At 72.4% G+C, this 23395-nt stretch carries 24 protein-coding genes, 2 tRNA genes and 2 pseudogenes; 16 read left to right on the top strand and 12 right to left on the bottom strand.

The genetic code is table 11. From position 1 onward, the window contains the following. The first annotated feature begins 4 nt into the window (after window positions 1-4). From QUE40_RS10095 to phaZ, 11 genes are all read left to right on the top strand, one after another. Complete coding sequence (locus tag QUE40_RS10095) at window positions 5-1588, top strand: GMC family oxidoreductase (RefSeq protein WP_289230868.1); 1584 nt, start codon at window positions 5-7, stop codon at window positions 1586-1588. A gap of 18 nt (window positions 1589-1606) precedes the next feature. Next, window positions 1607-2161: a class I SAM-dependent methyltransferase gene (locus QUE40_RS10090; RefSeq protein ID WP_289230867.1), complete on the top strand. Its 555-nt coding sequence runs from the start codon at window positions 1607-1609 to the stop codon at window positions 2159-2161. Then, entirely contained in the window at window positions 2113-2397 is a 285-nt protein-coding gene (locus QUE40_RS10085) for a hypothetical protein (protein WP_289230866.1), read from the top strand. Before QUE40_RS10090 ends, QUE40_RS10085 begins: the two co-directional genes overlap by 49 nt. Before the next feature lie 3 nt (window positions 2398-2400). Further along, window positions 2401-2916: a hypothetical protein gene (locus QUE40_RS10080; RefSeq protein WP_142005524.1), complete on the top strand. Its 516-nt coding sequence runs from the start codon at window positions 2401-2403 to the stop codon at window positions 2914-2916. Between the two features lie 105 nt (window positions 2917-3021). Beyond that, window positions 3022-3094: transfer RNA gene (locus QUE40_RS10075), tRNA-Asn, on the top strand. A gap of 216 nt (window positions 3095-3310) precedes the next feature. Further along, window positions 3311-4198 carry a hypothetical protein gene (locus QUE40_RS10070; RefSeq protein WP_289230865.1) on the top strand — a complete coding sequence of 296 codons (888 nt, stop codon included), beginning with the start codon at window positions 3311-3313 and terminating at the stop codon, window positions 4196-4198. A gap of 177 nt (window positions 4199-4375) precedes the next feature. Further along, window positions 4376-5884 (top strand): long-chain-fatty-acid--CoA ligase, encoded by a 1509-nt coding sequence (locus tag QUE40_RS10065; protein WP_289230864.1) that lies wholly within the window; start codon window positions 4376-4378, stop codon window positions 5882-5884. After that, the gene (locus QUE40_RS10060) at window positions 5881-7599 is read left to right on the top strand and encodes a PHA/PHB synthase family protein (protein ID WP_289230863.1); all 1719 of its coding nucleotides are present in this window, start codon (window positions 5881-5883) and stop codon (window positions 7597-7599) included. The genes QUE40_RS10065 and QUE40_RS10060 overlap by 4 nt, the downstream gene beginning before the upstream one ends. 10 nt (window positions 7600-7609) lie before the next feature. Beyond that, on the top strand, window positions 7610-7843 hold the full coding sequence (locus QUE40_RS10055) for a hypothetical protein (RefSeq protein WP_289230862.1): 234 nt from the start codon (window positions 7610-7612) through the stop codon (window positions 7841-7843). 70 nt (window positions 7844-7913) lie between these two features. Continuing rightward, a complete protein-coding gene (locus tag QUE40_RS10050; RefSeq protein ID WP_289230861.1) occupies window positions 7914-8792 on the top strand; it encodes an acyl-CoA dehydrogenase family protein in 879 nt (292 codons plus the stop codon). Window positions 8793-8883: 91 nt separating this feature from the next. Next, window positions 8884-9600 carry a poly(3-hydroxyalkanoate) depolymerase gene (gene phaZ / locus QUE40_RS10045; protein WP_289230860.1) on the top strand — a complete coding sequence of 239 codons (717 nt, stop codon included), beginning with the start codon at window positions 8884-8886 and terminating at the stop codon, window positions 9598-9600. Window positions 9601-9613: 13 nt separating this feature from the next. Here the strand turns inward: phaZ and QUE40_RS10040 are convergent, their stop codons facing one another. The 6 genes and pseudogenes from QUE40_RS10040 to QUE40_RS19185 all read right to left on the bottom strand — a co-directional run. After that, window positions 9614-10522: an amino acid ABC transporter permease gene (locus tag QUE40_RS10040; RefSeq protein WP_142005519.1), complete on the bottom strand. Its 909-nt coding sequence runs from the start codon at window positions 10520-10522 to the stop codon at window positions 9614-9616. Next, on the bottom strand, window positions 10519-11184 hold the full coding sequence (locus QUE40_RS10035) for an amino acid ABC transporter permease (protein ID WP_142005518.1): 666 nt from the start codon (window positions 11182-11184) through the stop codon (window positions 10519-10521). The genes QUE40_RS10040 and QUE40_RS10035 overlap by 4 nt, the downstream gene beginning before the upstream one ends. An 81-nt stretch (window positions 11185-11265) precedes the next feature. Then, window positions 11266-12099 (bottom strand): glutamate ABC transporter substrate-binding protein, encoded by an 834-nt coding sequence (locus QUE40_RS10030; protein ID WP_142005517.1) that lies wholly within the window; start codon window positions 12097-12099, stop codon window positions 11266-11268. Between the two features lie 27 nt (window positions 12100-12126). After that, window positions 12127-12924 (bottom strand): amino acid ABC transporter ATP-binding protein, encoded by a 798-nt coding sequence (locus tag QUE40_RS10025; RefSeq protein ID WP_433996990.1) that lies wholly within the window; start codon window positions 12922-12924, stop codon window positions 12127-12129. A gap of 26 nt (window positions 12925-12950) precedes the next feature. Beyond that, the gene (locus QUE40_RS10020; protein WP_433996989.1) at window positions 12951-13406 is read right to left on the bottom strand and encodes a glycosyltransferase family 4 protein; all 456 of its coding nucleotides are present in this window, start codon (window positions 13404-13406) and stop codon (window positions 12951-12953) included. Window positions 13407-13600: 194 nt separating this feature from the next. Continuing rightward, window positions 13601-14077: pseudogene (locus tag QUE40_RS19185) on the bottom strand (glycosyltransferase); the annotation flags it as partial. A gap of 308 nt (window positions 14078-14385) precedes the next feature. Between QUE40_RS19185 and QUE40_RS10010 the strand changes: the two are divergent. Next, window positions 14386-14994, top strand: a complete 609-nt coding sequence (locus QUE40_RS10010; protein WP_338070559.1) for a cation diffusion facilitator family transporter — start codon at window positions 14386-14388, stop codon at window positions 14992-14994. 113 nt (window positions 14995-15107) lie between these two features. Here QUE40_RS10010 and QUE40_RS10005 read toward each other — a convergent pair. Continuing rightward, window positions 15108-15184, bottom strand: a tRNA-Ile gene (locus QUE40_RS10005). Between the two features lie 105 nt (window positions 15185-15289). After that, a complete protein-coding gene (locus tag QUE40_RS10000; RefSeq protein ID WP_289230858.1) occupies window positions 15290-16321 on the bottom strand; it encodes a GNAT family N-acetyltransferase in 1032 nt (343 codons plus the stop codon). Window positions 16322-16378: 57 nt separating this feature from the next. Between QUE40_RS10000 and QUE40_RS09995 the strand changes: the two genes are divergently transcribed. From QUE40_RS09995 to QUE40_RS09985, 3 genes and pseudogenes are all read left to right on the top strand, one after another. Continuing rightward, window positions 16379-16942, top strand: a complete 564-nt coding sequence (locus tag QUE40_RS09995) for a protein-L-isoaspartate O-methyltransferase family protein (RefSeq protein ID WP_289230857.1) — start codon at window positions 16379-16381, stop codon at window positions 16940-16942. 75 nt (window positions 16943-17017) lie between these two features. Further along, entirely contained in the window at window positions 17018-18505 is a 1488-nt protein-coding gene (locus tag QUE40_RS09990; protein ID WP_289230856.1) for a protein kinase domain-containing protein, read from the top strand. A 199-nt stretch (window positions 18506-18704) separates the two neighbouring features. Further along, window positions 18705-19219 (top strand): annotated as a pseudogene (locus QUE40_RS09985) (DUF3145 domain-containing protein). A gap of 203 nt (window positions 19220-19422) precedes the next feature. Here the strand turns inward: QUE40_RS09985 and fabF are convergent. The 3 genes from fabF to QUE40_RS09970 form a co-directional block, all read right to left on the bottom strand. After that, the gene (gene fabF / locus QUE40_RS09980) at window positions 19423-20667 is read right to left on the bottom strand and encodes a beta-ketoacyl-ACP synthase II (protein WP_142005509.1); all 1245 of its coding nucleotides are present in this window, start codon (window positions 20665-20667) and stop codon (window positions 19423-19425) included. Between the two features lie 96 nt (window positions 20668-20763). Further along, window positions 20764-21012 (bottom strand): acyl carrier protein, encoded by a 249-nt coding sequence (locus QUE40_RS09975; protein ID WP_142005508.1) that lies wholly within the window; start codon window positions 21010-21012, stop codon window positions 20764-20766. A 70-nt stretch (window positions 21013-21082) separates the two neighbouring features. After that, window positions 21083-21880: a beta-ketoacyl-ACP synthase 3 gene (locus QUE40_RS09970; protein WP_433997079.1), complete on the bottom strand. Its 798-nt coding sequence runs from the start codon at window positions 21878-21880 to the stop codon at window positions 21083-21085. On the opposite strand from QUE40_RS09970, the gene QUE40_RS19670 reads away from it, so the two are divergent. After that, on the top strand, window positions 21860-22105 hold the full coding sequence (locus QUE40_RS19670) for a hypothetical protein (protein ID WP_433997096.1): 246 nt from the start codon (window positions 21860-21862) through the stop codon (window positions 22103-22105). The two genes, QUE40_RS09970 and QUE40_RS19670, sit on opposite strands and share 21 nt — an antisense overlap. Before the next feature lie 66 nt (window positions 22106-22171). On the opposite strand, the gene QUE40_RS09965 is transcribed toward QUE40_RS19670, so the two are convergent. Continuing rightward, window positions 22172-23101 (bottom strand): ACP S-malonyltransferase, encoded by a 930-nt coding sequence (locus QUE40_RS09965; protein WP_289230855.1) that lies wholly within the window; start codon window positions 23099-23101, stop codon window positions 22172-22174. Window positions 23102-23395 lie beyond the last annotated feature (294 nt).

The following is a 23395-nucleotide window of genomic DNA, read 5'->3' as shown; positions in this document are numbered from 1 at the left end:
TCCGTTGTCCGACAACACTTTTGACTATGTGATCGTCGGCGGTGGCTCGGCCGGTGCCGTCGTCGCCGCGCGACTGTCCGAGGACCCGCAGGTGCGTGTCGCGCTGCTTGAGGCCGGACCGTCCGACGTCGACCAGGAGGTCGTGCTGCGGCTCGACCGCTGGATGGAGCTGCTGGAGTCGGGGTTCGACTGGGACTACCCGATCGAGCCGCAGGAGAACGGCAACAGCTTCATGCGCCACGCCCGGGCCAAGGTGCTCGGCGGCTGCTCGTCGCACAACTCGTGCATCGCCTTCTGGCCGCCGCGCGAGGACCTCGACTCCTGGGAGCGCGACCACGGCTGCACCGGCTGGGGCGCGGAGCAGACGCTGCCGCTGGTGCAGCGCCTCGAGAGCAACGGCGACGACGGCGAGCACCACGGCCACGACGGCCCGGTGCACCTGATGACCATCCCGCCGAACGACCCGTGCGGCGTCGCGCTGCTCGAGGCCGCCGAGCAGGCCGGCATCCCGACGGTGCGGTTCAACACCGGCGAGACGGTGCGCCGCGGCGCCGGCTTCTTCCAGATCAACCGCCGCGCCGACGGCACCCGCTCGTCGTCGTCGGTGAGCTATCTGCACCCGATCCTCGACCGTCCCAACCTCACGCTGGTCACCGGCGCGTGGGCGCGCGAGCTGGTCTTCGACGACAGCGGCCAGACCCCGCGCTGCACCGGAGTCTCGGTGGTGGACAACGCTTTCGGCCACGCGCGCACGATCAGCGCGACCCGTGAGGTCATCGTGTCCTGCGGTGCGATCGACAGCCCCAAGCTGTTGATGCTGTCCGGCATCGGGCCGGCCGAGCACCTGCGCGAGGTGGGCGTCGACGTGCGCGTCGACAGCGCGGGCGTGGGGGAGAACCTGCAGGACCACCCCGAGGGCGTGATCCAGTGGGAGGCCAGGCAGCCGATGACCGAGACCTCCACCCAGTGGTGGGAGATCGGCGTCTTCGACATGACCGAGGACGGGCTGGACCGGCCGGACCTGATGATGCACTACGGCTCCGTGCCGTTCGACATGCACACGGTGCGGCAGGGATACCCCACCAGCGAGAACGCCTTCTGCCTGACGCCCAACGTCACGCACGCGCGCTCGCGCGGCACGGTGCGGCTGCGCTCGCGGGACTTCCGCGACAAGCCCAAGGTCGACCCGCGCTACTTCACCGACGCGGACGGCCACGACATGCGCGTCATGGTGGCGGGGCTGCGCCGCGCGCGCGAGATCGCCGGTCAGCCGGCCCTCGCGGAGTGGACCGGCCGCGAGCTCTACCCCGGTGTCGAGGCGACGACCGACGAGCAGCTGGCCGACTACGTACGCCGGACGCACAACACCGTCTACCACCCGGCCGGGACCGTGCGGATGGGCCCGGCCGGCGACGCGGCGTCGCCGCTCGACCCGCAGCTGCGGGTCAAGGGGGTCGAGGGGCTGCGCGTCGCCGACGCGTCGGTCTTCCCCGAGCACACGACGGTCAACCCCAACATCACGGTGATGATGGTCGGCGAGAAGTGCGCCGACCTGGTGCGCGAAGCCGCGGCGACCGGGCGGGAGTGAGCGCATAGGGTCGGGCGCATGAGCAGCACCGCCGAGGAACCGGTCACCGGGCCGCTGATCTCGCAGGAGACCCACGAGGCGCGGCGCACGTCGTTCGGCGCCGGGGCCGCCGACTACGACCGGGTGCGCCCGGAGTGGCCGGCCGCGACGCTCACCTGGCTGCTCGGCGACCCGACCCGCGCGCTCGACGTGCTCGACCTCGGGGCGGGCACCGGCAAGGGCACCCGCACGCTCGCCGACCTCGGCCACCGGGTCACCGCCGTCGAGCCGTCCGAGGGGATGCTCGCGGTGCTGCGCGACGGACTGGGCGAGCGTGACGTACGTCCGGTGCTGGGCGACGCCGAGAACCTGCCGCTCGACGACGACTCGATCGACGGCGCCGTGTGCCTGCAGGCCTGGCACTGGGTCGACGCCGAGCGCGGCGGCCCGCAGGTCGCGCGGGTGCTGCGGCCGGGCGGCTGGTTCGGGCTCGCCTGGCACCAGCTCGACACGAGCCAGGACTGGACGCGGGAGCTGTACGCCGCGTGCCGGCGACCCGAGGCCGCGTCGACGGGGAGAGCAGCGGCAGCCTGATCCTGACCGGCGTGCCCGGGTTCGGCGGGTTCGAGCACCGGCAGACGACGTACGACATGGTGCTGAGCCCCGACGACCTGGTGACCCAGGTGGCGTCGTGGTCGCACATCGCGATCCACCCCGAGCGCGAGCAGATCCTCGCCGACGTGCGGGTGCTGGGCGAGCGCCGGGCCGACGGCGGGCCGCTGACCCTGCCGCACGTCACCGACTGCTTCCGCGGCCAGGTCGAGGGCTGAGCGGTGCTCGGACGCCGCAAGGACACCCTGCCCAAGGACGTGCGCGACGCGCTCGGGCTCGGCCGCCGCGAGCAGGCCATCGCCTGGGCGCGCGACGACACGACCGAGGCGTACGTCGTCGCCACCACCTTCCGGATCGTCGCCGTCCGCGGGGACGGCACGGTGACGACCGACCGGCCGTGGCACCTGGTCGACGCCGGCCACTGGGACGCCGACACCTGGACCCTGACCGCCTCGTGGGTCGACGGTGCGCGCGCGGCACAGTGGACGTTCAAGGAGGGCGAGAACCGGATGCCCGAGACGTTCCGCGAGCGGGTGCAGGCCACGGTCGTCGCCGTCGAGCCGCTGGCGCTGCCCGGCCCGCGCCGCGCCGGCCGGGTGGTGCTGCGCAAGGACCTGGCCGCGCAGGAGGTCTTCGTCCAGGAGGTGCTCGGCCGGGGCACCCCCGCCGACGACCCGGAGGTGCGGGCGCGGGTGGCCCAGCTGCGCGAGTTCCTGCAGGAGCAGGCGGGGTTGTGAGCCGGGCGGCGGGGCGACCGGCGAGCCGAATGGCGACCTCGGCCGATTGGAGTGCGAGGCGACCCGTTTGCTATGGTTTCGGTCGCGCCAGGGAGCTGGCGCCGATCCCCTGTAGCTCAACTGGCAGAGCATTCGGCTGTTAACCGGAGGGTTGTTGGTTCGAGTCCAACCGGGGGAGCAACAAGGCCCCTGACCAGGCATCACGCCTCGGTCAGGGGCCTTTCTCCTGCCGCGGGCGCGCGTCCGGTGCTCGGCGCCGGCGCGGGGCGCCCGGCCGCGCTGAGAGTGCACGAGTGGCCCCTTCTCGTCGCTGCGGGTGGGCGTGTCGCGCACTCTCAGCGGGGCCTGTGGACAGCGCGCCGGTCGGCCGTCGCGGATTTGGCAGGGTGCTGGCATGCCGCGCCGCCTCGAGCTCCCCGACGAGCTGGGTCCTGCGTTCAGCACGGCCGAGGCCCGGGCGGTCGGAGTCACGCGCAAGCAGCTGCGCCGCCCGGCGCTGGTCGTCCCGTTCCGAGGCGCCCGGCTGCTGCCCGGGCACGAATCGTGGGAGGAACGGCTGCTCGCGCTGAGCCGCGGACTGCGGGCCGACGCCGTGTTCAGCCACACGACCGCCGCACGACTGTGGCGCCTGCCGCTGCCGCAGCGCCTCGCGCGCGACGACGCACCGATCCACGTGACCGTCCCGAGCGGGGCGCCCCAACCCCGCGGCGCCGCCGTCACGGGTCATTGCGCCGATCGAGAGCCGGACGCCCTGCGCGGTCTGGCGGTGACCACGCTGCTCGACACCTGGTGCGACCTGGCGGCGCTGCTCATGCGTGACGACCTGGTCGCGGCGGGTGACGCCGTGCTCAACCGCGCGCCCGACGGCGATGCCGGGAGCTACACGGCGCACGACCTGCGCACCGCGTGGGACCGGCTCGCGGCGAGGCGCGGTGCGGCGAGGGTGCACGAGGCGGTCGAGCTGGTGCGTCCCGGGAGCGCGTCGCCGCGCGAGAGTCTGGCCAGGTTGCGGTTCCACGACTGGGGGCTGCCGGAGCCGGAGCTCAACGCCGACCTGTTCGGGCCTGTCGGCTGGATCGCCTGCCTGGACTTCCTCTGGCGCTCGCGCGGGGTGGCCGGTGAGTACCACGGGGAGCATCACGGGCGGCAGTGGCGCGAGGACTACCGACGGCAGGCGATGATCACCGACGTGGGATGCACGCTCGTGGTGATGACGTCGTACGACCTCGGCCCGGGCGCCGACGACCTGCGCCGGCGGCTGACTCGCCTCCTGCTCGACTGATCGCCCCGCTGAGAGTGCACGAGTGGCCCCTCCTCGTCGCTGCGGGTGGGCGTGTCGTGCACTCTCAGCGGCGTGCCGATGCCGCCGACGGGGGACTTCGTGACGCGAACCCCAGGCGCGGGGGCTCGCACAGGCGGAGAGTGGAGGACACCACCGGCATCGACCTGGGAGCACCCGATGAACCTCGCCCGCCTGTTCACCAACACCGTCGCCTCCGACCCCGACCGCCGGGCGCTGCTGCTGGACGACACGGTCTTCACCTACGGCGAGATCGACGAGGCCAGCGCCCGCGTCGCCACGCTGCTCACCGACCGGGGGATCGCCCCGGGCGACGCGGTCGGCGTGATGCTGCCCAACACGCCCCAGTTCGTGATCGCCTACTACGGCGTGCTGCGCGCGGGCGGCGTCGTCGTGCCGATGAACCCGCTGCTGAAGTCGCGCGAGGTCGCCTACTACCTCGGTGACTCCGGCGCCCGGATGCTGTTCGCGGCCGAGGCCTTCGGGCCGGAGGCGCAGGCGGGGGCCGAGCAGTCCGGCGCCGAGGTGGTGATCGTCGGGGAGCCCGCTGGCTTCGTGTCCTCGCTGCGCGACCAGGAGCCGCGCCCGGAGGTGGCCGACCGCGAGGACGACGACACCGCGGTGCTGCTCTACACCTCCGGCACCACCGGGCAGCCGAAGGGCGCCGAGCTGACCCACGCCAACCTGGCCAGCAACGTGCGCGTCACCCAGGACGACCTGCTGCAGCTCACCGCGGACGACGTGGTGTTCGGCGGGCTGCCGATGTTCCACGTCTTCGGTCAGACCTGCGCCCTCAACACCGCGATGGCCGCCGGGGCGACGCTGCTCCTGCTGCCCCGCTTCGACGCGGGCGTCGCCGCCGAGCTGCTGGCGACCCACCGCGCCACGGTCTTCGCGGGCGTACCGACGATGTATGCCGCGCTGCTGGGTCTGGACGACGCGCCGGCACTGCCGGACCTGCGGGTGTGCGTCTCCGGCGGCGCGTCGATGCCCGTGGAGGTGCTGCGCCGCTTCGAGGAGCGGTTCGACGCCCCGGTGCTCGAGGGCTACGGCCTGTCCGAGACCTCGCCCGTGGCCTCGTTCAACCTGCCCGACCGGGAGCGTCGCGTCGGCTCCATCGGCGTGCCGGTGAGCGGCGTCGAGATGCGGGTGCTCGACCCGCAGGGCCAGGAGGTCGCGACGGGGGAGGTGGGGGAGATTGCGGTGCGCGGCGCCAACGTCATGAAGGGCTACTGGAACCGCCCCGAGCAGACCGCCGAGGTGCTCTCCGACGACGGGTGGTTCCGCACCGGCGACCTCGGCAAGCGTGACGAGGACGGCTACTTCTACATCGTCGACCGCAAGAAGGACCTGGTGATCCGGGGCGGCTACAACGTCTATCCCCGAGAGATCGAGGAGGTGCTGTACGAGCACCCCGACGTGGCCGCGGCCGCCGTCGTGGGCGTGCCGCATCCCAGCCTCGGGGAGGAGGTCGGGGCGGCCGTCGTGCTGAAGACTGGCGCGAGCACCACCGCCGACGAGCTGCGCGACTTCGTCAAGCAGCGCGTCGCCGCCTACAAGTACCCCCGCCTGGTCTGGGTCGAGGACGACCTGCCGAAGGGCCCGACGGGCAAGATCCAGAAGCGGGACATCGAGGTCCCCGCCCAGCTGACGGAGGATCTGCGATGAGCCCCGACACCACCAGGGCCCGCGACGACGACACGGCCGACGCATCGGTCGCCGACGCCGCGGCCCCGCTCGACTCGCTCCTGGTCGACGCCGCGCTCGGTCCGATGCGCCGCTTCACGCCGGACTCCTCGACCGCCGCCTGGGCGGCGTCGATGGTCAGGCACCCCCGACGTACGAGCTCGCGGCTGCTCGGGTGGGCCGCCGAGGCCGGGCGCATCGCGACCGGGTCGTCCGAGGTGGCTCCGGACCAGCGCGACCGCCGGTTCACCGACCCGGCCTGGAGCGAGAACCCGCTGCTGCGCCGGGTGGTGCAGCTGTATCTCGCCTCCGGGCGCACGCTGGAGGAGCTGGTGGCCGCCGCCGACCTGGGCACGCGCGACGCCGCCCGCGTGCAGTTCCTCGTCGACAACGTGGTCGAGGCCGCGTCGCCGAGCAACGTGCCCCTGGTCAACCCGACGTCCGCGAAGACCGCGATCGACACCGCCGGGATGAGCCTGGTGCGTGGCAGCCGGCGGCTGCTCACCGACGTGGCCTCCGCGCCGCGCATCCCCGAGATGGTCGACCGGTCCGGCTTCGAGGTGGGCCGCAACATCGCGGCGACCCCGGGCACGGTGGTGCTGCGCACCGAGGTGCTGGAGCTGATCCACTACACCCCGCAGACCGCGAAGGTCCGCGAGACCCCGGTGCTGGTCGTGCCGCCGACGATCAACAAGTACTACGCGCTCGACCTCGCGCCCGGCCGTTCCCTGGTGGAGCACCTGGTGCAGCAGGGGCAGCAGATGTTCCTCATCTCCTGGCGCAACCCCGACGCCCGGCACGCCGCGTGGGGGTTCGACACCTACGTGCGATCCATCCTCGAGGCGCTGGAGGCGGTCGAGGAGATCGCCGGCAGCGACCAGGTGATGCTCGGGGGCATCTGCTCCGGCGGCATCCTCGCCTCGATCACCGCGGCCTACCTTGCGGGCACCGGACAGCCCGACCGCCTCGCCGGGCTGCTGCTCGCGGTCACCGTGCTCGACAACGCCGACGCGGGGACCGTCTCGGCGCTCACCAACCCGGCGCTCGCCGAACGCGCCAAGCAGATGTCGGCGCGCAAGGGATACCTGGAGGGCACGGCGCTCGCGGAGGTCTTCGCCTGGCTGCGGCCGGGCGACCTCATCTGGAACTACTGGGTCAACAACTACCTCCTCGGCAAGACGCCGCCGGCCTTCGACATCCTGTTCTGGAACGCCGACACCACCCGCATGTCCGCCGCGCTGCACGCGGACTTCGTCGACATGGCGATGGACAACCTGCTCACCCGGCCGGGGTCGCTCATGGTGCTCGGCCAGCCCATCGACCTCGGGCAGGTGACGGTCGATGCGTACGTCGTCGCCGGCATCGCCGACCACATCACTCCGTGGGAGAACTGCTACCGCACGACCCAGCTGCTCGGCGGCGACACCCGGTTCGTGCTGTCGACGAGCGGCCACATCGCGGCCCTGGTGAACCCGCCGGACAACCCGAAGGCGAGCTTCTTCGCCGGCGGCGACAACGTGCCCGACGCCCAGGACTGGCTGCGCGCGGCCACCAAGGAGCAGGGGAGCTGGTGGCGCGACGCCGACACCTGGCTCGCGGCGCACAACGGCAAGAAGGTCGCGGCGCCGGCCGAGCCCGGCTCCGCCCTCCACCCGCCGCTCGGCGAGGCGCCCGGCACGTACGTCTTCGACAAGTGAGGTGAGTGACATGCCAGACGACATCGGCCGGTCGCGAGGGACCGACTACTTCGGCATCGGCGAGGAGCTCACCGCCGAGGAGCGCGACTACTGGAACCGCGCACGCCACTTCGTCGACGACGAGGTGCTGCCGGTCATCAACGAGGCGTGGGAGCAGGCGGAGTTCCCCGCGCGCTGGCCGAGCGGATGGGCGAGCTCGGCCTGGTCGGCGACGGGATCGTGGGCTACGGCTGCCCGCCGATGAGTCCGATGGCGGTCGGCCTGGTGCACATGGAGCTGAACCGGGAGACGGCAGCCTCGGCACCTTCCTCGGGGTGCAGGCCGGGCTCGCGATGCAGTCGATCGCGATGCTCGGGTCGCAGGAGCAGAAGGAGCAGTGGCTGCCCCGGATGGCGCGGGTCGAGGCGCTGGGTGCGTTCGCGCTCACCGAGCCCGAGCACGGCTCCGACTCGGTGTCGCTGGAGACCACGGCGCGGCGCGACGGCGAGGAGTGGGTGCTCGACGGGCGCAAGAAGTGGATCGGCAACGGCAGCATCGCCGACGTGGTGGTGGTCTGGGCGCGCGACACCGGCGACGGTCAGGTCAAGGGCTTCCTCGTGGAGCCGCCGACCCCCGGCTGGACCGCGGAGAAGATGACCGGCAAGGGCTCGCTGCGGGCGGTCTGGCAGGCCGAGATCACGCTCGACGGCGTGCGCGTGCCGGAGGCGAACCGGCTGCCCGGGGCAGGCTCGTTCAAGGACACCGCACGGGTGCTCGCCGGCACGCGCAACGCGGTCGCGTGGGGAGCGCTGGGGCACGCGACGGCGGCGTACGACATCGCCATCACCTACGCCGGGGAGCGCACCCAGTTCGGTCGGCCGCTCGCGAGCTTCCAGATCGTGCAGGAGCGCCTGGTGCGGATGCTCGCCGAGGTGTGCTCGATGCAGCTGTACTGCCTGCGGCTGGCGCGGCTGATCGAGCAGGAGCGGCTCACCGACACCATCGCCGCGATCGCCAAGATGAACAACACCAGGCGTGCGCGCGAGGTGCTGGCCGAGGCGCGAGACCTGTTGGGCGGCAACGGGATCCTGCTCGACTTCCACGTCATGCGGCACATGGCCGACATCGAGGCGCTGCACACCTACGAGGGCACCGAGACGATCCAGACGCTCATCGTGGGCCGAGACATCACCGGCATCGGGGCGTTCGCGTGAGCGACCTGAGCGACGAGCTGCGCACGGTCGAGGTGCTCGGGCAGTCGGTGCGGGTGGCCGTGCGAGACGGCAGCCCGGGGGCCCGATCCTGTTGCTGTGCAATGGGATCGGGGCCAGCCTCGAGCTGCTGCAGCCGTTCGTCGACGCGCTCGACCCGGCCATCACGGTGGTCCGGTTCGACGTGCCCGGGGTGGGCGGCACTCCCGACCCGCCGGTGCCGTACACCTTCGCCGGGCTGGCCTGGTTCGTCACCCGGTTGATGGAGCGGCTCGGGCACGAGCGGTTCGACGTGCTCGGCATCTCCTGGGGCGGCGGGCTCGCGCAGCAGCTGGCCTTCCAGCACCGGCGTCGGGTGCGGCGCCTGGTGCTGGTCAGCACCGCGACCGGGTCGCTCATGGTGCCGGCGCGGCCCGCGGTGCTGGGCAGGATGCTGACGCCGCGGCGCTACCGCGACCCCGCCTACGCCGCGCAGGTGGGGGCCGAGCTCTACGGCGGGTCGATGCGTCGCCGGCCGGGCGCCGTGCCGCACCTGCTGCACGACGGGTCGCGCGTGGGGTCCGGGCGCGGCTATGCCTTCCAGCTGTTGGCGGGGGCCGGCTGGAGCAGCCTCCCGGCGCTGCCGCTGATCCGCCAGCCGACGCTCATCCTCGCCGGTGACGACGACCCGCTGATCCCGCTCGCCAACGCCCGGATCATGCACCGGCTGCTGCCCGACTCGACGCTGCACGTCTTCGACGACGGGCACCTGGGCCTGATCACCAGCGCCGACGAGCTGGCGCCGGTGGTGGCCGAGTTCCTCTGTCGCTGAACGCCGTTCGGCCTCAGGCCAGGTCGCGGTTGTGCTGCAGGCTGGGCCCGGCGGTGCTGCCGGCGATGCCGCCGCCGGCCATCGCGTCGGGGTCGGCCACCGAGCGTCCGCGCTGGGCGAGCCGTCGCTCGATCCACTCGGCCAGCTTGGTGAGCGAGTAGTTGATGACGATGAAGATCGCGGCGATCACCAGCAGCAGCGGCACGAGGTTGCCGTAGTTGCTGGCGGCGGTGTTGCCCGAGTAGAGCAGCTCCAGGTAGGTGATGTTGTAACCCAGCGCGGTGTCCTTGAGGATCACCACGAGCTGGCTGACCAGGCTGGGCAGCATGGCGGTGATGGCCTGGGGGAGCAGGATCGTGCGCAGCGTCTGCTGCTGGGTCAGGCCGACCGACAGGCCCGCCTCGCGTTGTCCCTTGGGCAGCTGGTCGACCCCGGAGCGGATGACCTCGCAGATCACCGACCCGTTGTAGAGCGTCAGGGCGGTGACGACGCCGGCCAGCGCGAAGTACTCGCTCGGCACGAGGTTGTACTTCACGTACATGCCCCAGCTGAAGATCATCATCAGCAGCACGGGGACGGCGCGGAAGAACTCCACGATCGCGCCCGCGACCCAGCGGACCGGGCCGATCGAGGACATGCGCAGCAGCGCGAAGATGCCGCCGAAGGCGCCGGCCAGCACGATGCTGATGGCGGCCGCCCTGAGCGTGCCCCACAACCCCGGAAGCAGGTACGCCGTCCACAGCTCGCCGCCGACGATCGGCTTCCACTTCGCGGCCTCGAACTGCCCCTGCTCGTTGAACTTCCAGACGACCGCGGCCAGGATCGCGGCGATCAGCAGCGCCCCGAGCACGCCGAACAGGCGGTAGCGCGTGCGGGCCTTGGGGCCGGCCGCGTCGAAGAGGACGGAGGCGTTCTGACTCATCGCTTGACCGCCAGTCGCTTGGAGAGCCAGCCGGTGCCGAGGCCCATCGGGATGGTGAACAGGACGAAGAAGGCCGCCGCGATGATGAACGCGTTGGTCAGCTGGTCGGAGGCCTGCTCGTTGACGTCGGCCATGAAGTAGGCGAGCTCGGCGACGCCGATGGTGACCACCACGGTGGTGTTCTTGGCGAGCGCGATCAGGGTGTTGCCGAGCGGGGTGATCGCGCCGCGGAACGCCTGCGGGAGCACGACCTCGCGCAGGCTCTGCCCGAAGGTGAGGCCGATCGAGCGGGCCGCCTCGGCCTGGCCCAGCGGGATGGTGTTGACGCCGGAGCGCAGCGCCTCGCACACGAACGCCGCGTGATAGACGGTCAGCCCGATGATGGCGTAGCGGAACGCGTTGACGCTCAGCTCGGGCGACAGCTCGATGCCCATCGTCTGCCACATGCCGAGCAGGCAGAAGAACACGATCAGGGTGAGCGGCGTGTTGCGCAGGAGGTTGACGTACGACGTGCCGAGCAGGCGCAGCGCCGGGACGGGCGACAGGCGCATGATCGCGACGATCGTGCCGAGGACCAGGGCCAGCACCGCGGAGATCGCGGTGAGCTTGATCGTCATCCACATCGCGCCGAGCACGTCGAACTGGTCGAACAGCGAGGCCATGCGAGTCCTTGCGGGGTGGGGAGGCGGAACGCGGCCCCGGCGGCTCGCGCGCGGCGAGCCACCGGGGCTGCGGTGCTCAGATCAGGAGCAGGCTGCTGCCTGGGGCGGGTTCTTCGCGGAGTCGAGCTTGTAGTCGTCACCGAGGTTCTTGGTGACGGCCTTCTTCCACTCGCCGGAGTCGACCATCTTCTTCAGGGCCCCGTTGATCCGGTTGCACAGACCGGTGTCGCCCTTCTTGATGCCGATGCCGTAGATCTCGTCGCCGCCGACGCCCTGGACGACCTCGAACTTGCCCTTGTACTGGTTCTGGTTGGCGTAGCCGGACAGGATCGTGTCGTCGGTGGTCATCGCGTCGATGCGACCGGCGCCGAGTGCCTCGGCGCACTTGGAGTAGGTGTCGAACTCCTGGAGGTTCACCCCGGGCACCTTCTCCTTGATCTTGGTCGCCGACGTGGAGCCGGAGACCGAGCACAGCTTCTTGCCCGAGAGGCCCTCGGTGCCGGTGATGCCCGAGCCCTTGCGCACCAGCAGCGCCTGCTGGGCGATGAAGTACGGCCCGGCGAAGGAGACCTCGTTCTTGCGGGCGTCGGTGATCGAGTAGGTCGCGATGACCATGTTGACCTGGCCGGACTTGATCAGCTGCTCGCGCTGCTTGGACGGGGCCTCGCGGAAGGTCACCGTGCCGAGCCCGAGGTCCTTCGCGACGTAGTTGGCCACGTCGACGTCGAGGCCGCTGTAGCTGTTGCCGCTCTTGAGGCCGAGACCGGGCTGGTCGAACTTGATGCCGACGGTGACGCCGTCGCCGCTCCCGGATCCGCTGCCGGCCGCCGGGGTCTCGCTGTCGCCGCACGCGGCGAGCGTCAGGGCGGCCGCCGCGGCGACCGCCACCCCAGCCATGCGTCGGGTGTGCTGCATGTGGATCTCCTCTGTGGTGTGTCCTGCTCAGTGGGTGAGGATCTTGCCGAGGAAATCCTTGGCGCGATCGGTCTGCGGGTTGGTGAAGAACTCCTCGGGGACGTTCTCCTCGAGGATCTGACCGTCGGACATGAACACCACGCGGTCGGCCGCGCGGCGCGCGAAGCCCATCTCGTGGGTGACGACGATCATCGTCATGCCCTCCTTGGCGAGGGCGGTCATCACGTCGAGGACCTCGTTGATCATCTCGGGGTCGAGCGCCGAGGTCGGCTCGTCGAAGAGCATCACCTTGGGCTCCATCGCGAGCGAGCGGGCGATCGCGACGCGCTGCTGCTGGCCGCCGGACAGCTGGGCGGGGTACTTGCTCGCCTGGTGGGCGACACCGACGCGCTCGAGCAGCTCCATCGCCCGCTTCTCTGCGGTGGCCTTGCCCTGCTTGCGCACCTTGATCGGGCCGAGGGTGACGTTCTCGAGGATCGTCTTGTGCGCGAACAGGTTGAACGACTGGAAGACCATGCCGACGTCGGCCCGCAGCCGGGCCAGCTCCTGGCCCTCCTCGGGCAGCGGCTTGCCGTCGATGGTGATGCTGCCGGACTCGATGGTCTCGAGCCGGTTGATCGCGCGGCACAGGGTCGACTTGCCGGAGCCGGACGGGCCGATCACGACCACGACCTCACCGTGGTGCACGGTCAGGTCGATGTCCTTGAGCACGTGCAGCGGCCCGAAGTGCTTCTGCACGTCCTGCAGGACGACCAGGGGCTCACCGCGGGCGACGTTGATCGACTGCTCGCGCGGCGCGGAGGCAGCATCGGACGGCTCTGTCATGCGGGGGACAGTAGCGATCCGGCGGATCAGCCACCCGCGGAATCGCGGGTACGTGACCCAATCGATGCCGCCGCCGCGTGGTGCACCTGGAGCATGCCGCGCGCCGAGGTGTCCCAGGTCAGCTCGCGGGCGCGGCGCCGCGCGCGGGCCGGCGCCAGCGGGTCGGCCGCGAGGCGCAGCACCGCGTCGGCGAAGTCCGCCGCGTGCGAGGGCGCCGCGAGCCCGCCCGCGCCGACCACCTCCGGCAGGGCGCCGGTGGTCGGGCACACCACGGGGGTGCCGCAGGCCAGCGCCTCCAGCGCGGCGAGCCCGAACGTCTCGATCGGCCCGGGCGCGATGACCACGTCGGCGGCGCGCAGCCGGCCGGCCACCTGCGCCCGCGAGCGGGTGTAGGGCAGGAACGCGACGTCGTACGGCCGGGCCAGCTCGCGCAGGTGGCTCGCCATCGGTCCGTGGCCGAGCACGTCCAGCCGGGCCGGCACCCCGCGGCGGTGCAGCTCGGCGAGGGTGCGGATGGGGAGGGTCGGGTCCTTCTCGGGGAGAGGCGGCCGCAGTGCAGCAGCCGCAGAGGTGCGGCGGGTGCGGGGCTGCTTGTGGTGGGCGCAGGGGTGAAGACGTCGTGGTCGACGCCGAGCGGCACCACGTGGGCCTCGGCGCCGATGCGCGAGAACTCTTGTGCTGCATAGCTGCTCGGGCAGGCGATGGCGTCGTACGACCGCGCGGTGCCGGTGTTGAGCCGGTCGGCGACGCGGGTGGCGACCGCGGGCGGCGCGCCGAACTCCTGCAGCACCCCGGTCAGGCACTCGTGCGACACCATCACGCTCGGGACGCCGGCCCGCCGCGCCCAGCTCGCGACCCAGCGCAGGCTGGAGCGGTCGGACACCTCGACGGCGTCGGGGTGCAGCCGCTCGAGCAGGCTGGTCACGCGGCGCCGGTTGAGCACGAGCTGGTATCCGGTGCGGCCGGGCAGGTCGGTGCCGCCGAGGGTGATGACGTCGCCGAACTCGGCCCGCCGGTGCGCGAACTCGTCACCGGGATGGATGAGCACGGGGTCGTGGCCGAGCCGGGCGTACGCCAGTCCCCAGCGCTCCAGCGCGGTGCGGATGCCGCCGGTGCGCGGCCCGACGAAGTTGGCCAGCCGAACGATGCGCACGAGCGCGAATGTCCCAGGGGCAGGTGAACGACGCCCCAACGACACCCGTCGGGCGCGGCGAACAACAGGGGAGCGGGGGAGGGGCGGCAGGGAGGGCGGGAGAGCCAGAACAGCGCCTCCGCCGCGACCACAGGTGGTGAGGCCAGGGTCGCCGGCGGAGGCGCTGTCGGTCCGGCCCCCTCAGAGCCGGGTCGTGCCCCGCGGCGCCCCGCCGCAAGACACGAGAACACCGTACATGCCGGTGAACGAGCGTCTGCCCGCTTTCCCCAGAGCGTATGAATGCGCCCCCGATCCGAAAGAATGTCGCCGTGACCTCATCGGTGGTGCTGCGGCGGACCGTCCTGCTCGTCGCCGCGCTGAACCTCGGCTACTTCTTCGTCGAGGCGAGCGTGGCGCTGGCCATCGGGTCGGTCTCGCTGTTCGCCGACAGCGCCGACTTCCTCGAGGACACCGCCATCAACCTGCTGATCGCGATCGCGCTCGGCTGGTCGGTCGCCCGGCAGGCGCTGGTCGGCCGCGTCATGGCGGGCATCCTGCTGGTGCCGGCCGCGGCCGCCGGCTGGCAGGCGTGGTCGAAGTGGGGCGACCCCGTGGCGCCGGCGACGACCGCGCTGTGGGTGACCGCGGCCGGGGCCGCGATCGTCAACGGGCTGTGCGCCTGGTTGCTGGTGCGAGTGCGTACGGCGGGGTCGAGCCTCGGGCGCGCGGCGTTCCTGTCCGCGCGCAACGACGTGCTGGTCAACCTCGCGATCATCGCGATGGCGGCGGTGACCGCCTGGACCGGTTCCGGCTGGCCCGACCTCGTGCTCGGGCTGGTGATCATCGCGCTCGCCGTGCACGCCGCCGGTGAGGTGTGGGAGGTCGCGGGCGAGGAGCGGCTGGCCGCCAAGGCGCTGGCCGGCGAGGAGGTCGGGTGAGCGCCGGGCCACTCCCGCCAACGCGCCGTGACTGTGCAGGACACGCGGTTGGCGCGCGAGGACGTACCGCGTGTCCTGCACAGTCACGTGCGGGCGCCAGGCCGTGCCGGGGCTGGTGGGGCGACTGGGGCTTGAACCCAGGACCGACGGATTATGAGTCCGCTGCTCTGACCGGCTGAGCTACCGCCCCGTGCGCGAGCACGGTAGTCGGCGTGCGCCACTCGGACATCGAGTGGTCGTCGCAGACCGGCTACCCGCCCTGCCCGAGCCGCTGCACGGCGTCGACGACCTCGGATCACAGCCGCCGCGCCATCGTCACGTCGTCGACGTCGCCCCAGCTGAACCGCAGCCCGCCGGCGACGCGACCGGTCTCGGCGTAGCCGAGCGGTGCGTAGAACCGGTCGAGCCCGGTGCCGCCGCGATAGGAGATCTCGCAGATCTCGACGCCCTGCCGGCGGGCGGTGCCGTGCAGCGCCGCGACGAGCAGCGTGCCGAGACGCTGTCCGCGCCGGTCGGGGTCGGTCATCACGCGATAGAGGGTGCCGCGGTGCGCGACGACGGGGGAGGTGCCCTGCTGCACGAACCCGAAGCCGAGCAGCGGTCCGACGCGGGCCGGGTCGTCGAACGTGTCGAGGGTCGGGGCGTGCAGCCGCAAGAGCGTGCAGCCCTCGGCGCCCAGGTGCCGGTCGAGCGCGCGGGCGACGTCGGCGCGCGGGGCGTCGCCCTCGAACCCCACGGCGCCACCCGCGGCGTTGACCCGCTGCCACAGGTCGAGCACCTCCTCGTAGGTGTCGTCGAGGCCGAGGCGCACCGCGGGGCTCTGGAAGAGCAAGTTGTCGGGCATCCCGGGCGGGTCGTGCGGCATCCGGAACGGGCCGAGGCCGACCATGCCCGAGCGGCGGACAGTGCGCAGCGACGGCTCGTTGCCGGCCGCGATCCTCGCGACCACCGGCAGCTGCGGATAGTGCTCGAGCGCGAATGCGACTGCGGCCTGGGCGATCTCGGCCGCCAGGCCTCGGCCGCGCCCCTCGGGTGCGAGACGGTAGTAGAGGTTGAGATATCGCGTCCCCTGGTGCTCCATGGGCCGCACCCCGCCGATCCCGACCGGCTGCCCGTCGCGCTCGGCGATCCAGTAGCCCAGGCCCTCCTCGGCCCACTGCCGCCGCCACGCGCTCAACCGGTCCGCCGCCTCGGCGTCACTGCTCGGCTCCTCCGCCATGAGTGCGTAACCCTCAGGGTCGGTGTGCCACAACAGGATTCGCGGGTCGGTGACGTCGGCGTCGGTGAGCGGGCGCAGGAGCAGGTGCGTCGTGCGTACGGCAGTCACCCGGCGATCGTGGCACGGTGCACCGACGCGGGAGGGGCGGCCTCGCATACTGAGGGGATGGCACAGCGCACACCCGACGCCGCCATCGAGGCGGCCATGCAGCGCAGCCCGCGAGCACGGTTCCTCACGCCGGACCAGCAGGCCAACGCCGACCTCGACCGCGCCCTGCCGCTGATGCGCGGGCAGACCTGCTCCCAGCCGACGACGGTGCGCAACCTGCTCCGCCTGCTGGACGTACGTCCGGGGCAGCGAGTCCTCGACGTCGGCAGCGGATCCGGTTGGACCACAGCGCTTCTCGCGAGTCTGGTCGGTGACGAGGGTCAGGTGCTGGGGCTGGAGCTGGAGCCGGACCTGGTCGCGTTCGGGTCGCGCAACCTGGCGGCCACCGAGCAGCTGCAGGCGAGCATCCGCCAGGCCGAGCCCGGCGTGCTGGGCGCCCCTGACGAAGCGCCGTGGGACCGGATCCTGGTCAGCGCGATGGCGGGCGAGCTGCCTGCGAGCCTGGTGGCCCAGCTCGCTCCCGACGGGGTGCTGGTGATCCCGGTCGGCGGTGAGCTGCTGCGGGTCACCGACGCGAGTGTCGAGGGGCACGGCCCCTATCTGTTCGTGCCGCTGCGCTAGCACCGACGCCAGGGCGCGGGCTCGGCCGAACCACTACGGTGAGCCTGGCTCGACGGACGAGGGAGTGGGGGCTTCATGGCCACATCGGTGGGGACCGTGCTCGGCGGACGCTACGAGCTGACCGAGCGCATCGCCGGTGGTGGCATGGGGGAGGTGTGGCGCGCCCAGGACGGGGTGCTCGGCCGGGCGGTCGCGGTCAAGGTCATCCGCCCCTCGCTGGCCGACGACGCGAGCTTCATCGCGCGGTTCCGCAACGAGGCCAGGCTCGCGGCGCGGTTGACCCACGGGAACATCGCGCAGGTCTACGACTTCGGGGAGAGCGACGAGACGGCGTACATCGTCATGGAGCTGGTGCAGGGCAGCTCGGTCGCCGATCTCACCTCCCGGGGCGCGCTGCCGCCGCGGCAGGTCGCCGACCTCGTGGCGCAGGCGGCGGCCGGGCTCGAGGCCGCCCACGACGAGGGCATGGTCCACCGCGACGTGAAGCCCGCCAACATGCTGCTGACCCGCAAGGGCGTCGTGAAGCTCACTGACTTCGGCATCGCGCGGGCGCTCGGCGAGGCCAAGGTCACGCGCACCGGCGAGGTGCTCGGCACCGTGCACTACCTGTCGCCGGAGGCGGCCGTGGGGCTGGAGGCCGACCCGCAGAGCGACGTCTACTCGCTGGCGGTGGTGGCCTACGAGCTGCTCGCCGGGCGTCGCCCGTTCCACGCCGACTCCGCCGTGTCGCTCGCGCTCCTGCACGTCAACGAACCCCCACCGCCGCTGCCGCCCTCGGTCCCGCCCCGCGTCGCGGCCGCGGTGCTGCACGGCCTCGCCAAGGACCCCGACCGCCGCCCCCGCGGCACGGTCGCCTTCGCCCGCGAGCTGCACGCCGCTGCCGACGGACAGCCCGCGACCTCGGGACCCCAGGGGGCCGGCACCCCGCCGCCCGGCCCCTCGGCGCACCAGACGCCCCGCCCGGCCGCTCCGGCTCCGACGACGCCGGCACCGACGCCCCGGCCGCAGCCGCAGCCGCAGCCGCAGCCGTGGAGCATGCCCGGGCCGAGCTCGCCTGCGCCGCAACCGAATCCGTACGCCCCCGGCGGCTTCCACGGCTACCCGGGATTCCCGCAGCCGAGGCCCCCGCAGGGCTCGACCGCGCGGAACATCGCCCAGGGCTGGGTGGTCGCGGCGGTGCTCACCGCGCTCGCGTGCCTGCTGCCGTTCGCGAGCTACCAGGGCGACAGCTGGAACCTGTTCCAGCTGTCCTCGGTCGACGAGCTGACCGAGGGTGCCGACGCCTCGGGCGACTTCGTGGGGTGGCTCCTCGCCGTCCCGATGCTGATCGTGGCGGCGATGGGGCTGCCTGCCGCGCTGCGCCGCCCGCACGTGGCATGGCCACTAGTGGCGATCCCCGGCTGCCTGTGGTCGGCACTGATCTACCTCGCCGGGGTCGGCACGGTCACCGGCGACTCCGAGGTGTCCAACCCGGCCGTCGGGTCGATCGGCCTCTACCTCGTGCCGCTGTTCGGCACGCTCACGCTCGGCCTGGTGATCGCGGCCGCGATCAAGCGTCGCTAGGCGCTGCGGCGGCAGCTGCCGCGGGCGTACGCTCGCGCGCCGCTTCCCCGGCGGGCGGCTCTGGGCACACCGTGGGGTGGTACGCCTGTGACGGATGGGGCACAATGGGCGGCACAACAGGCATGAGCAGCCACGAGCAGCATCCCGGCTCCACGCGAGGTCGTTGGGGAAGACGTCCCTCGCAGCCAAGGAGGTCAGGATGTCTGTCGCGATGCCGCGTGCCGTCACGCGCGGGGTGGTCTACATCCACTCCACCCCCACCGCGCTGTGCCCACACCTGACGTGGGCGCTGGAGTCGATCCTCGAGACGCCCGTACGTCTGGAGTGGACCAAGCAACCCATCGCACCGGGGATGGTGCGCGGGGAGCTGGCGTGGACCGCCGAGCCGGGCACCGGCGCGCGGCTGGCGAGTGCGCTGCGCGGCTGGGAGCACCTGCGCTACGAGGTGACCGAGGAACCGAGCCCGGGCTGTGACGGCAGCCGGTGGGCGCACACCCTGACCTCGGCATCCACCACACCTGGACCTCGGCGAGCGGCGACGCCGTCGTGAACGAGGACCGCCTGCGGTCGGCGCTGGCGGCGAGCGCCGGCGACCCCGAGGCGTTCCGCGTCGAGATGGCCGACCTGCTGGGCACCGCGTGGGACCAGGAGCTCGAGCCGTTCCGGTGCGCCGGCGACGGCGCCACCGTCCGCTGGTTGCACCGCGTGAGCTGACCGCCCGTCCGGGCCGCGGGCTCGGGCCAGGCGGCCCCAGGACTCCGCACTTCGTTCTCGAGTGAACGAAATGCGGAGGTGACCCGCGGGATTCCGGGGCGCGGGCCGTACAGATCGTTCCCCGGTGAACGAAATGCGGAAGAGCAGCCCCGCGTCTCGGCGACGATGCCCGGCGACTGGAGAAGGGGCCTGGACCGAGAAGCTCAGACGCTCTTGATCACCAGGGCGACGTTGTGGCCGCCGAAGCCGAAGGAGTTGTTCAGCGCCGCCACGTCGCCGTCGGGGAGCGGGCGGTGCTCGCCGGTGACGACGTCGAGCGGGATCTCGGGGTCCTGCTGCTCGAGATTGATCGTCGCCGGGATGAGCCGCTGCTGCACCGTCTGGATCGTCAGCACCGTCTCGAGCGCGCCGGCCGCACCGAGCAGGTGGCCGGTCATCGACTTGGTCGCGGTCACCGCGATGTCGTCGGCGGTGCCGCCGAACGCGCGCCGGATCGCGTTGGTCTCCGCGATGTCGCCGACCGGGGTGGAGGTCGCGTGGGCGTTGATGTGCGCGATGTCGGCGGGCTGCAGACCGGCGCGCTCGATCGCCTCGAGCATGGCGCGCGAGGCACCCGCGCCCTCGGGCTCGCCCGCGGTGATGTGGTACGCGTCCGAGGACATCCCGATGCTCGCCAGCTCGGCATAGATCGTGGCGCCGCGGGCCGTGGCGTGCTCGTAGCTCTCCAGCACGATCACGCCCGCGCCCTCGCCCATGACGAACCCGTCACGGTCGGCGGCGTAGGGGCGCGAGGCCCCGGCCGGGTCGTCGTTGCGGGTCGACAGCGCCTGCATGGCGGCGAAGCCCGCGACGGTCAGCGGGTGGATCGCGGCCTCGGTGCCGCCGGTGACCATGACGTCGGCGCGGCCCTGGCGGATCATCTCGGCGGCGTAGCCCATGGCCTCGGCGCCGGACGAGCACGCCGACACGGTGGTGTGCGCGCCCGCGCGGGCGCCGAGCTCCAGCGAGACGTTGCCGGAGGCGGTGTTGGGCATCAGCATCGGCACGGTCAGCGGATAGACCCGGCGCGGGCCCTTCTCCTTGAGCACGTCGTACTGGTCGAGCAGGGTGTGCACCCCGCCGATGCCGGTGCCGATGGCGACGCCGAGGCGCTCCGGCTCGACCTCGGGCGCGCCCGCGTCGGCCCACGCCTCGCGCGAGGCGATCATGGCGTACTGCGCCGACGGGTCCATCCGACGGGTTTCGACGCGCTTGAGCACCTCGGCCGGGTCCTGCTTGATGCTCGCGGCGAAGTGCACGGGCAGGTCGTACTGCTGCACCCAGTCCTGTTCGAGCGTGCGGGCGCCGGAGGTGCCGGCGAGCAGCGCGTCCCAGGTCTCCGTGGCGGTGCCCCCGATCGGGGTGGTCGCGCCGAGGCCGGTGACGACGATGCGCTTCTCAGCGGTCATGGGTGCGGGCTCCTGTGAGGTGGTGCGGGCAGGCGTGCTGGGGAGGGCCGTGCGCGGGCGGGCACCCGAGGCTCCTGGGTGCCCGCCCGACGTCGGTCAGCCCTGGGCGTTCTTGATGAAGGCGACGGCGTCACCGACGGTGCTGAGGTTCTTGACCTCGTCGTCGGGGATGCGCACGTCGAACTTCTCCTCGGCGTTCACGACGATCGTCATCATCGACAGCGAGTCGATGTCGAGGTCCTCGGTGAACGACTTGTCCGGCTGGACGGCCTCGGCGTCGAGCCCGGTCTCCTCGTTGATGATCTCGGCGAGACCGGCCTGGATCTCCTGGTCGCTCATGGCCATGGGGGTTACCTCCTGGATTCGAACTTCCTTGGGCTGACCCGGTTTTCAACCCGCCGGGCCGACGGGAGAGCTAGGGCAGGCGTACGACCTGGGCTGCGTAGACCAGCCCGGCACCGAAGCCGATCTGCAGGGCGAGCCCGCCGCGCGGCGCCTCGCCCTCGCGCAGCATCCGCTCGGTCGCGAGCGGCACAGACGCGGCCGAGGTGTTGCCGGTCTCGGCGATGTCGCGCGCGACCGGGATGTCCTCGGGGAGGCCGAGCTGCTTCACCATCGCGTCGACGATACGCATGTTCGCCTGGTGCGGGATGAACGCGTCGAGGTCGGCGGCGGTGATGCCGGCCTTGTCGATGGCCTGCTGGGCGACCGGCGCCATGCCCCACACGGCCCAGCGGAAGACCGACTGGCCGGCCATCGCCAGGGTGCTCGCGGAGCGGGCGTCGTGGGCCTGGGCGTCGGACCAGTCGACGGTCTGACCGGCGTCCTCGGCCTCCCAGCGGCGCAGGATCTCGTCCCAGCCGAGCCGCTGCTGGATCGTCGACCACTTCTCGCCGTCGGAGCCCCACACGGTCGGGCCGATGCCCGGCTCGTCGGAGGGGCTCACCACGGTGGCACCGGCGCCATCGCCGAAGATGAACGCGGTGCCGCGGTCGGAGGTGTCGGTGACGCTGGACAGCTTCTCGACGCCGACGACCAGGACGTGCTCGGCCGACCCGCCGCGCACCATGTCGCTCGCGAGCGAGATCGCGTAGCAGTAGCCCGCGCACGCGGCCGAGATGTCGAAGGCGGGTACGCCGTTGGCACCCAGGCGCGTCGCCAGCAGCGGGGCGGCGGCCGGCGTGGCGAACGGGTGGGTGACCGTCGCGCAGATGACCGCGCCGATCTGCTCGGGGAGATCCCGGCCATCTGCAGGGCCGGCCCGGCGGCCGCCTCGGCCATGTCGACGACCGACTCGTCCTCGCGCGCCCAGCGGCGGGTCACGATGCCCGAGCGCTCGCGGATCCACTGGTCGGAGGAGTCGATCCAGGTGCAGACCTCCTCGTTGGTGATCACCCGTTCGGGGCGGTATCCGCCGACGCCGCTGATGCGCGCGTGACGCGCGCCGGCGGGGAGGTGATCGTGCCGGTTCCCTTGGGAGAGAGGCTCATTCGGGGTCCGTTCCTCAGTGGTCTTCGGTGGTCGAGCCGTGCTCAGCGACCATCCGCCGCGCGGTCTCGAGGTCGTCGGGAGTCTTGAGCGCGAGCGTCTCGACGCCGCGCAGGCCGCGCTTGGCCAGGCCGACGAGGGTGCCCGCCGGCGGCAGCTCGATGAGGCCCGTGACGCCGAGCTGCTGCAGCTGCTCCATACAAAGGTCCCAGCGCACCGGGTTGCTGACCTGGGAGACCAGGCGGCGCAGCACCTCGGCCCCGTCGGCCACGACCGCGCCGTCGGCGTTGCTGATCAGGGTCACCGTGGGGCTGCCGGGCTGGATGGCGTCGGCCTCGGCGCGCAGGGTCTGCACGGCCGGCGCCATGTGCTCGGTGTGGAACGCGCCCGCCACCTGCAGCGGGATGACCCGAGCCTTCGCCGGAGGGTCGCCCTGCAGGGCCTGCAGCTGGTCGAGCGTGCCGGCGGCGACGACCTGGCCGGCGCCGTTCATGTTGGCCGGGGTGAGGCCGTGCCGTTCGAGCGTGGCCGCGACGTCGTCGGGGTCGCCGCCGAGGACGGCCGCCATCCCCGTGGGGGTGGCCGCAGCCGCCTCGGCCATGGCGCGCCCGCGCACGCTCACGAACCGCATCGCCTGCGCGTCGTCGAGCACGCCCGCCGCGGCGGCGGCGGTGATCTCGCCGACCGAGTGCCCGGCGAGGGCCCCGGACGAGCCGATCGCGTCGAGCTCGGGGAGCGCCAGCAGGCCGGCCGCGACGATGAGCGGCTGGGCGACCGCGGTGTCCTTGATGGTCTCGGCGTTGGAGGTGGTGCCGTGCGCCTGCAGGTCCAGTCCCGCCGCGTCGCTCAGCGCGGCCAGGCGGTCGGCCACCCCGGGCAGCTCGAGCCAGGGGGAGAGGAAGCCGGGGGACTGGGAGCCCTGTCCAGGGCTGACGATCGCGAGCACACCTCCACCCTGCCCCAGCGGGCCCCGCCGCGCGCGGTCTTCTCCCACGACGCTCGCCCGCCAGATTTGGAGGTTTCCTCCAAATGCGAACCCGGCGAGAGCGTACGCCGGCGTAGGTCGCCCCCCGCGGCGTGCACGGGGTGGCGGAGGACCGCGAGGGCGTGAGGGACGGGGCCGCACGGGGTGGCGGAGGACCGCGAGGGCGTGAGGGACGGGGGCGCACGGGGTGGCGGAGGACCGCTGAGGGGTGCGGTGGAGCGCACGCTGCAGCGGAGGACCGCGAGGGCGTGAGGG

The sequence above is a fragment of the Barrientosiimonas endolithica genome (genome assembly GCF_030296655.1).
GTDB classification, from domain to species: domain Bacteria; phylum Actinomycetota; class Actinomycetes; order Actinomycetales; family Dermatophilaceae; genus Barrientosiimonas; species Barrientosiimonas humi.
The sequence above is the reverse complement of the archived record's forward strand: the minus strand, read 5'-3'. Positions and strand labels throughout refer to the sequence as shown.

Bases quoted from the DNA above. Each gene is read 5' to 3' on its own strand.
- QUE40_RS10090 (WP_289230867.1), top strand. From the start codon at position 1,607: ATGAGCAGCACCGCCGAGGAACCGGTCACCGGGCCGCTGATCTCGCAG.
- QUE40_RS10070 (WP_289230865.1), top strand. From the start codon at position 3,311: ATGCCGCGCCGCCTCGAGCTCCCCGACGAGCTGGGTCCTGCGTTCAGC.
- QUE40_RS10065 (WP_289230864.1), top strand. From the start codon at position 4,376: ATGAACCTCGCCCGCCTGTTCACCAACACCGTCGCCTCCGACCCCGAC.
- QUE40_RS10060 (WP_289230863.1), top strand. From the start codon at position 5,881: ATGAGCCCCGACACCACCAGGGCCCGCGACGACGACACGGCCGACGCA.
- QUE40_RS10055 (WP_289230862.1), top strand. From the start codon at position 7,610: ATGCCAGACGACATCGGCCGGTCGCGAGGGACCGACTACTTCGGCATC.
- QUE40_RS10040 (WP_142005519.1), bottom strand. From the start codon at position 10,522: ATGAGTCAGAACGCCTCCGTCCTCTTCGACGCGGCCGGCCCCAAGGCC.
- QUE40_RS10035 (WP_142005518.1), bottom strand. From the start codon at position 11,184: ATGGCCTCGCTGTTCGACCAGTTCGACGTGCTCGGCGCGATGTGGATG.
- QUE40_RS10030 (WP_142005517.1), bottom strand. From the start codon at position 12,099: ATGCAGCACACCCGACGCATGGCTGGGGTGGCGGTCGCCGCGGCGGCC.
- QUE40_RS10025 (WP_433996990.1), bottom strand. From the start codon at position 12,924: ATGACAGAGCCGTCCGATGCTGCCTCCGCGCCGCGCGAGCAGTCGATC.
- QUE40_RS09995 (WP_289230857.1), top strand. From the start codon at position 16,379: ATGGCACAGCGCACACCCGACGCCGCCATCGAGGCGGCCATGCAGCGC.
- QUE40_RS09990 (WP_289230856.1), top strand. From the start codon at position 17,018: ATGGCCACATCGGTGGGGACCGTGCTCGGCGGACGCTACGAGCTGACC.
- fabF (WP_142005509.1), bottom strand. From the start codon at position 20,667: ATGACCGCTGAGAAGCGCATCGTCGTCACCGGCCTCGGCGCGACCACC.
- QUE40_RS09975 (WP_142005508.1), bottom strand. From the start codon at position 21,012: ATGGCCATGAGCGACCAGGAGATCCAGGCCGGTCTCGCCGAGATCATC.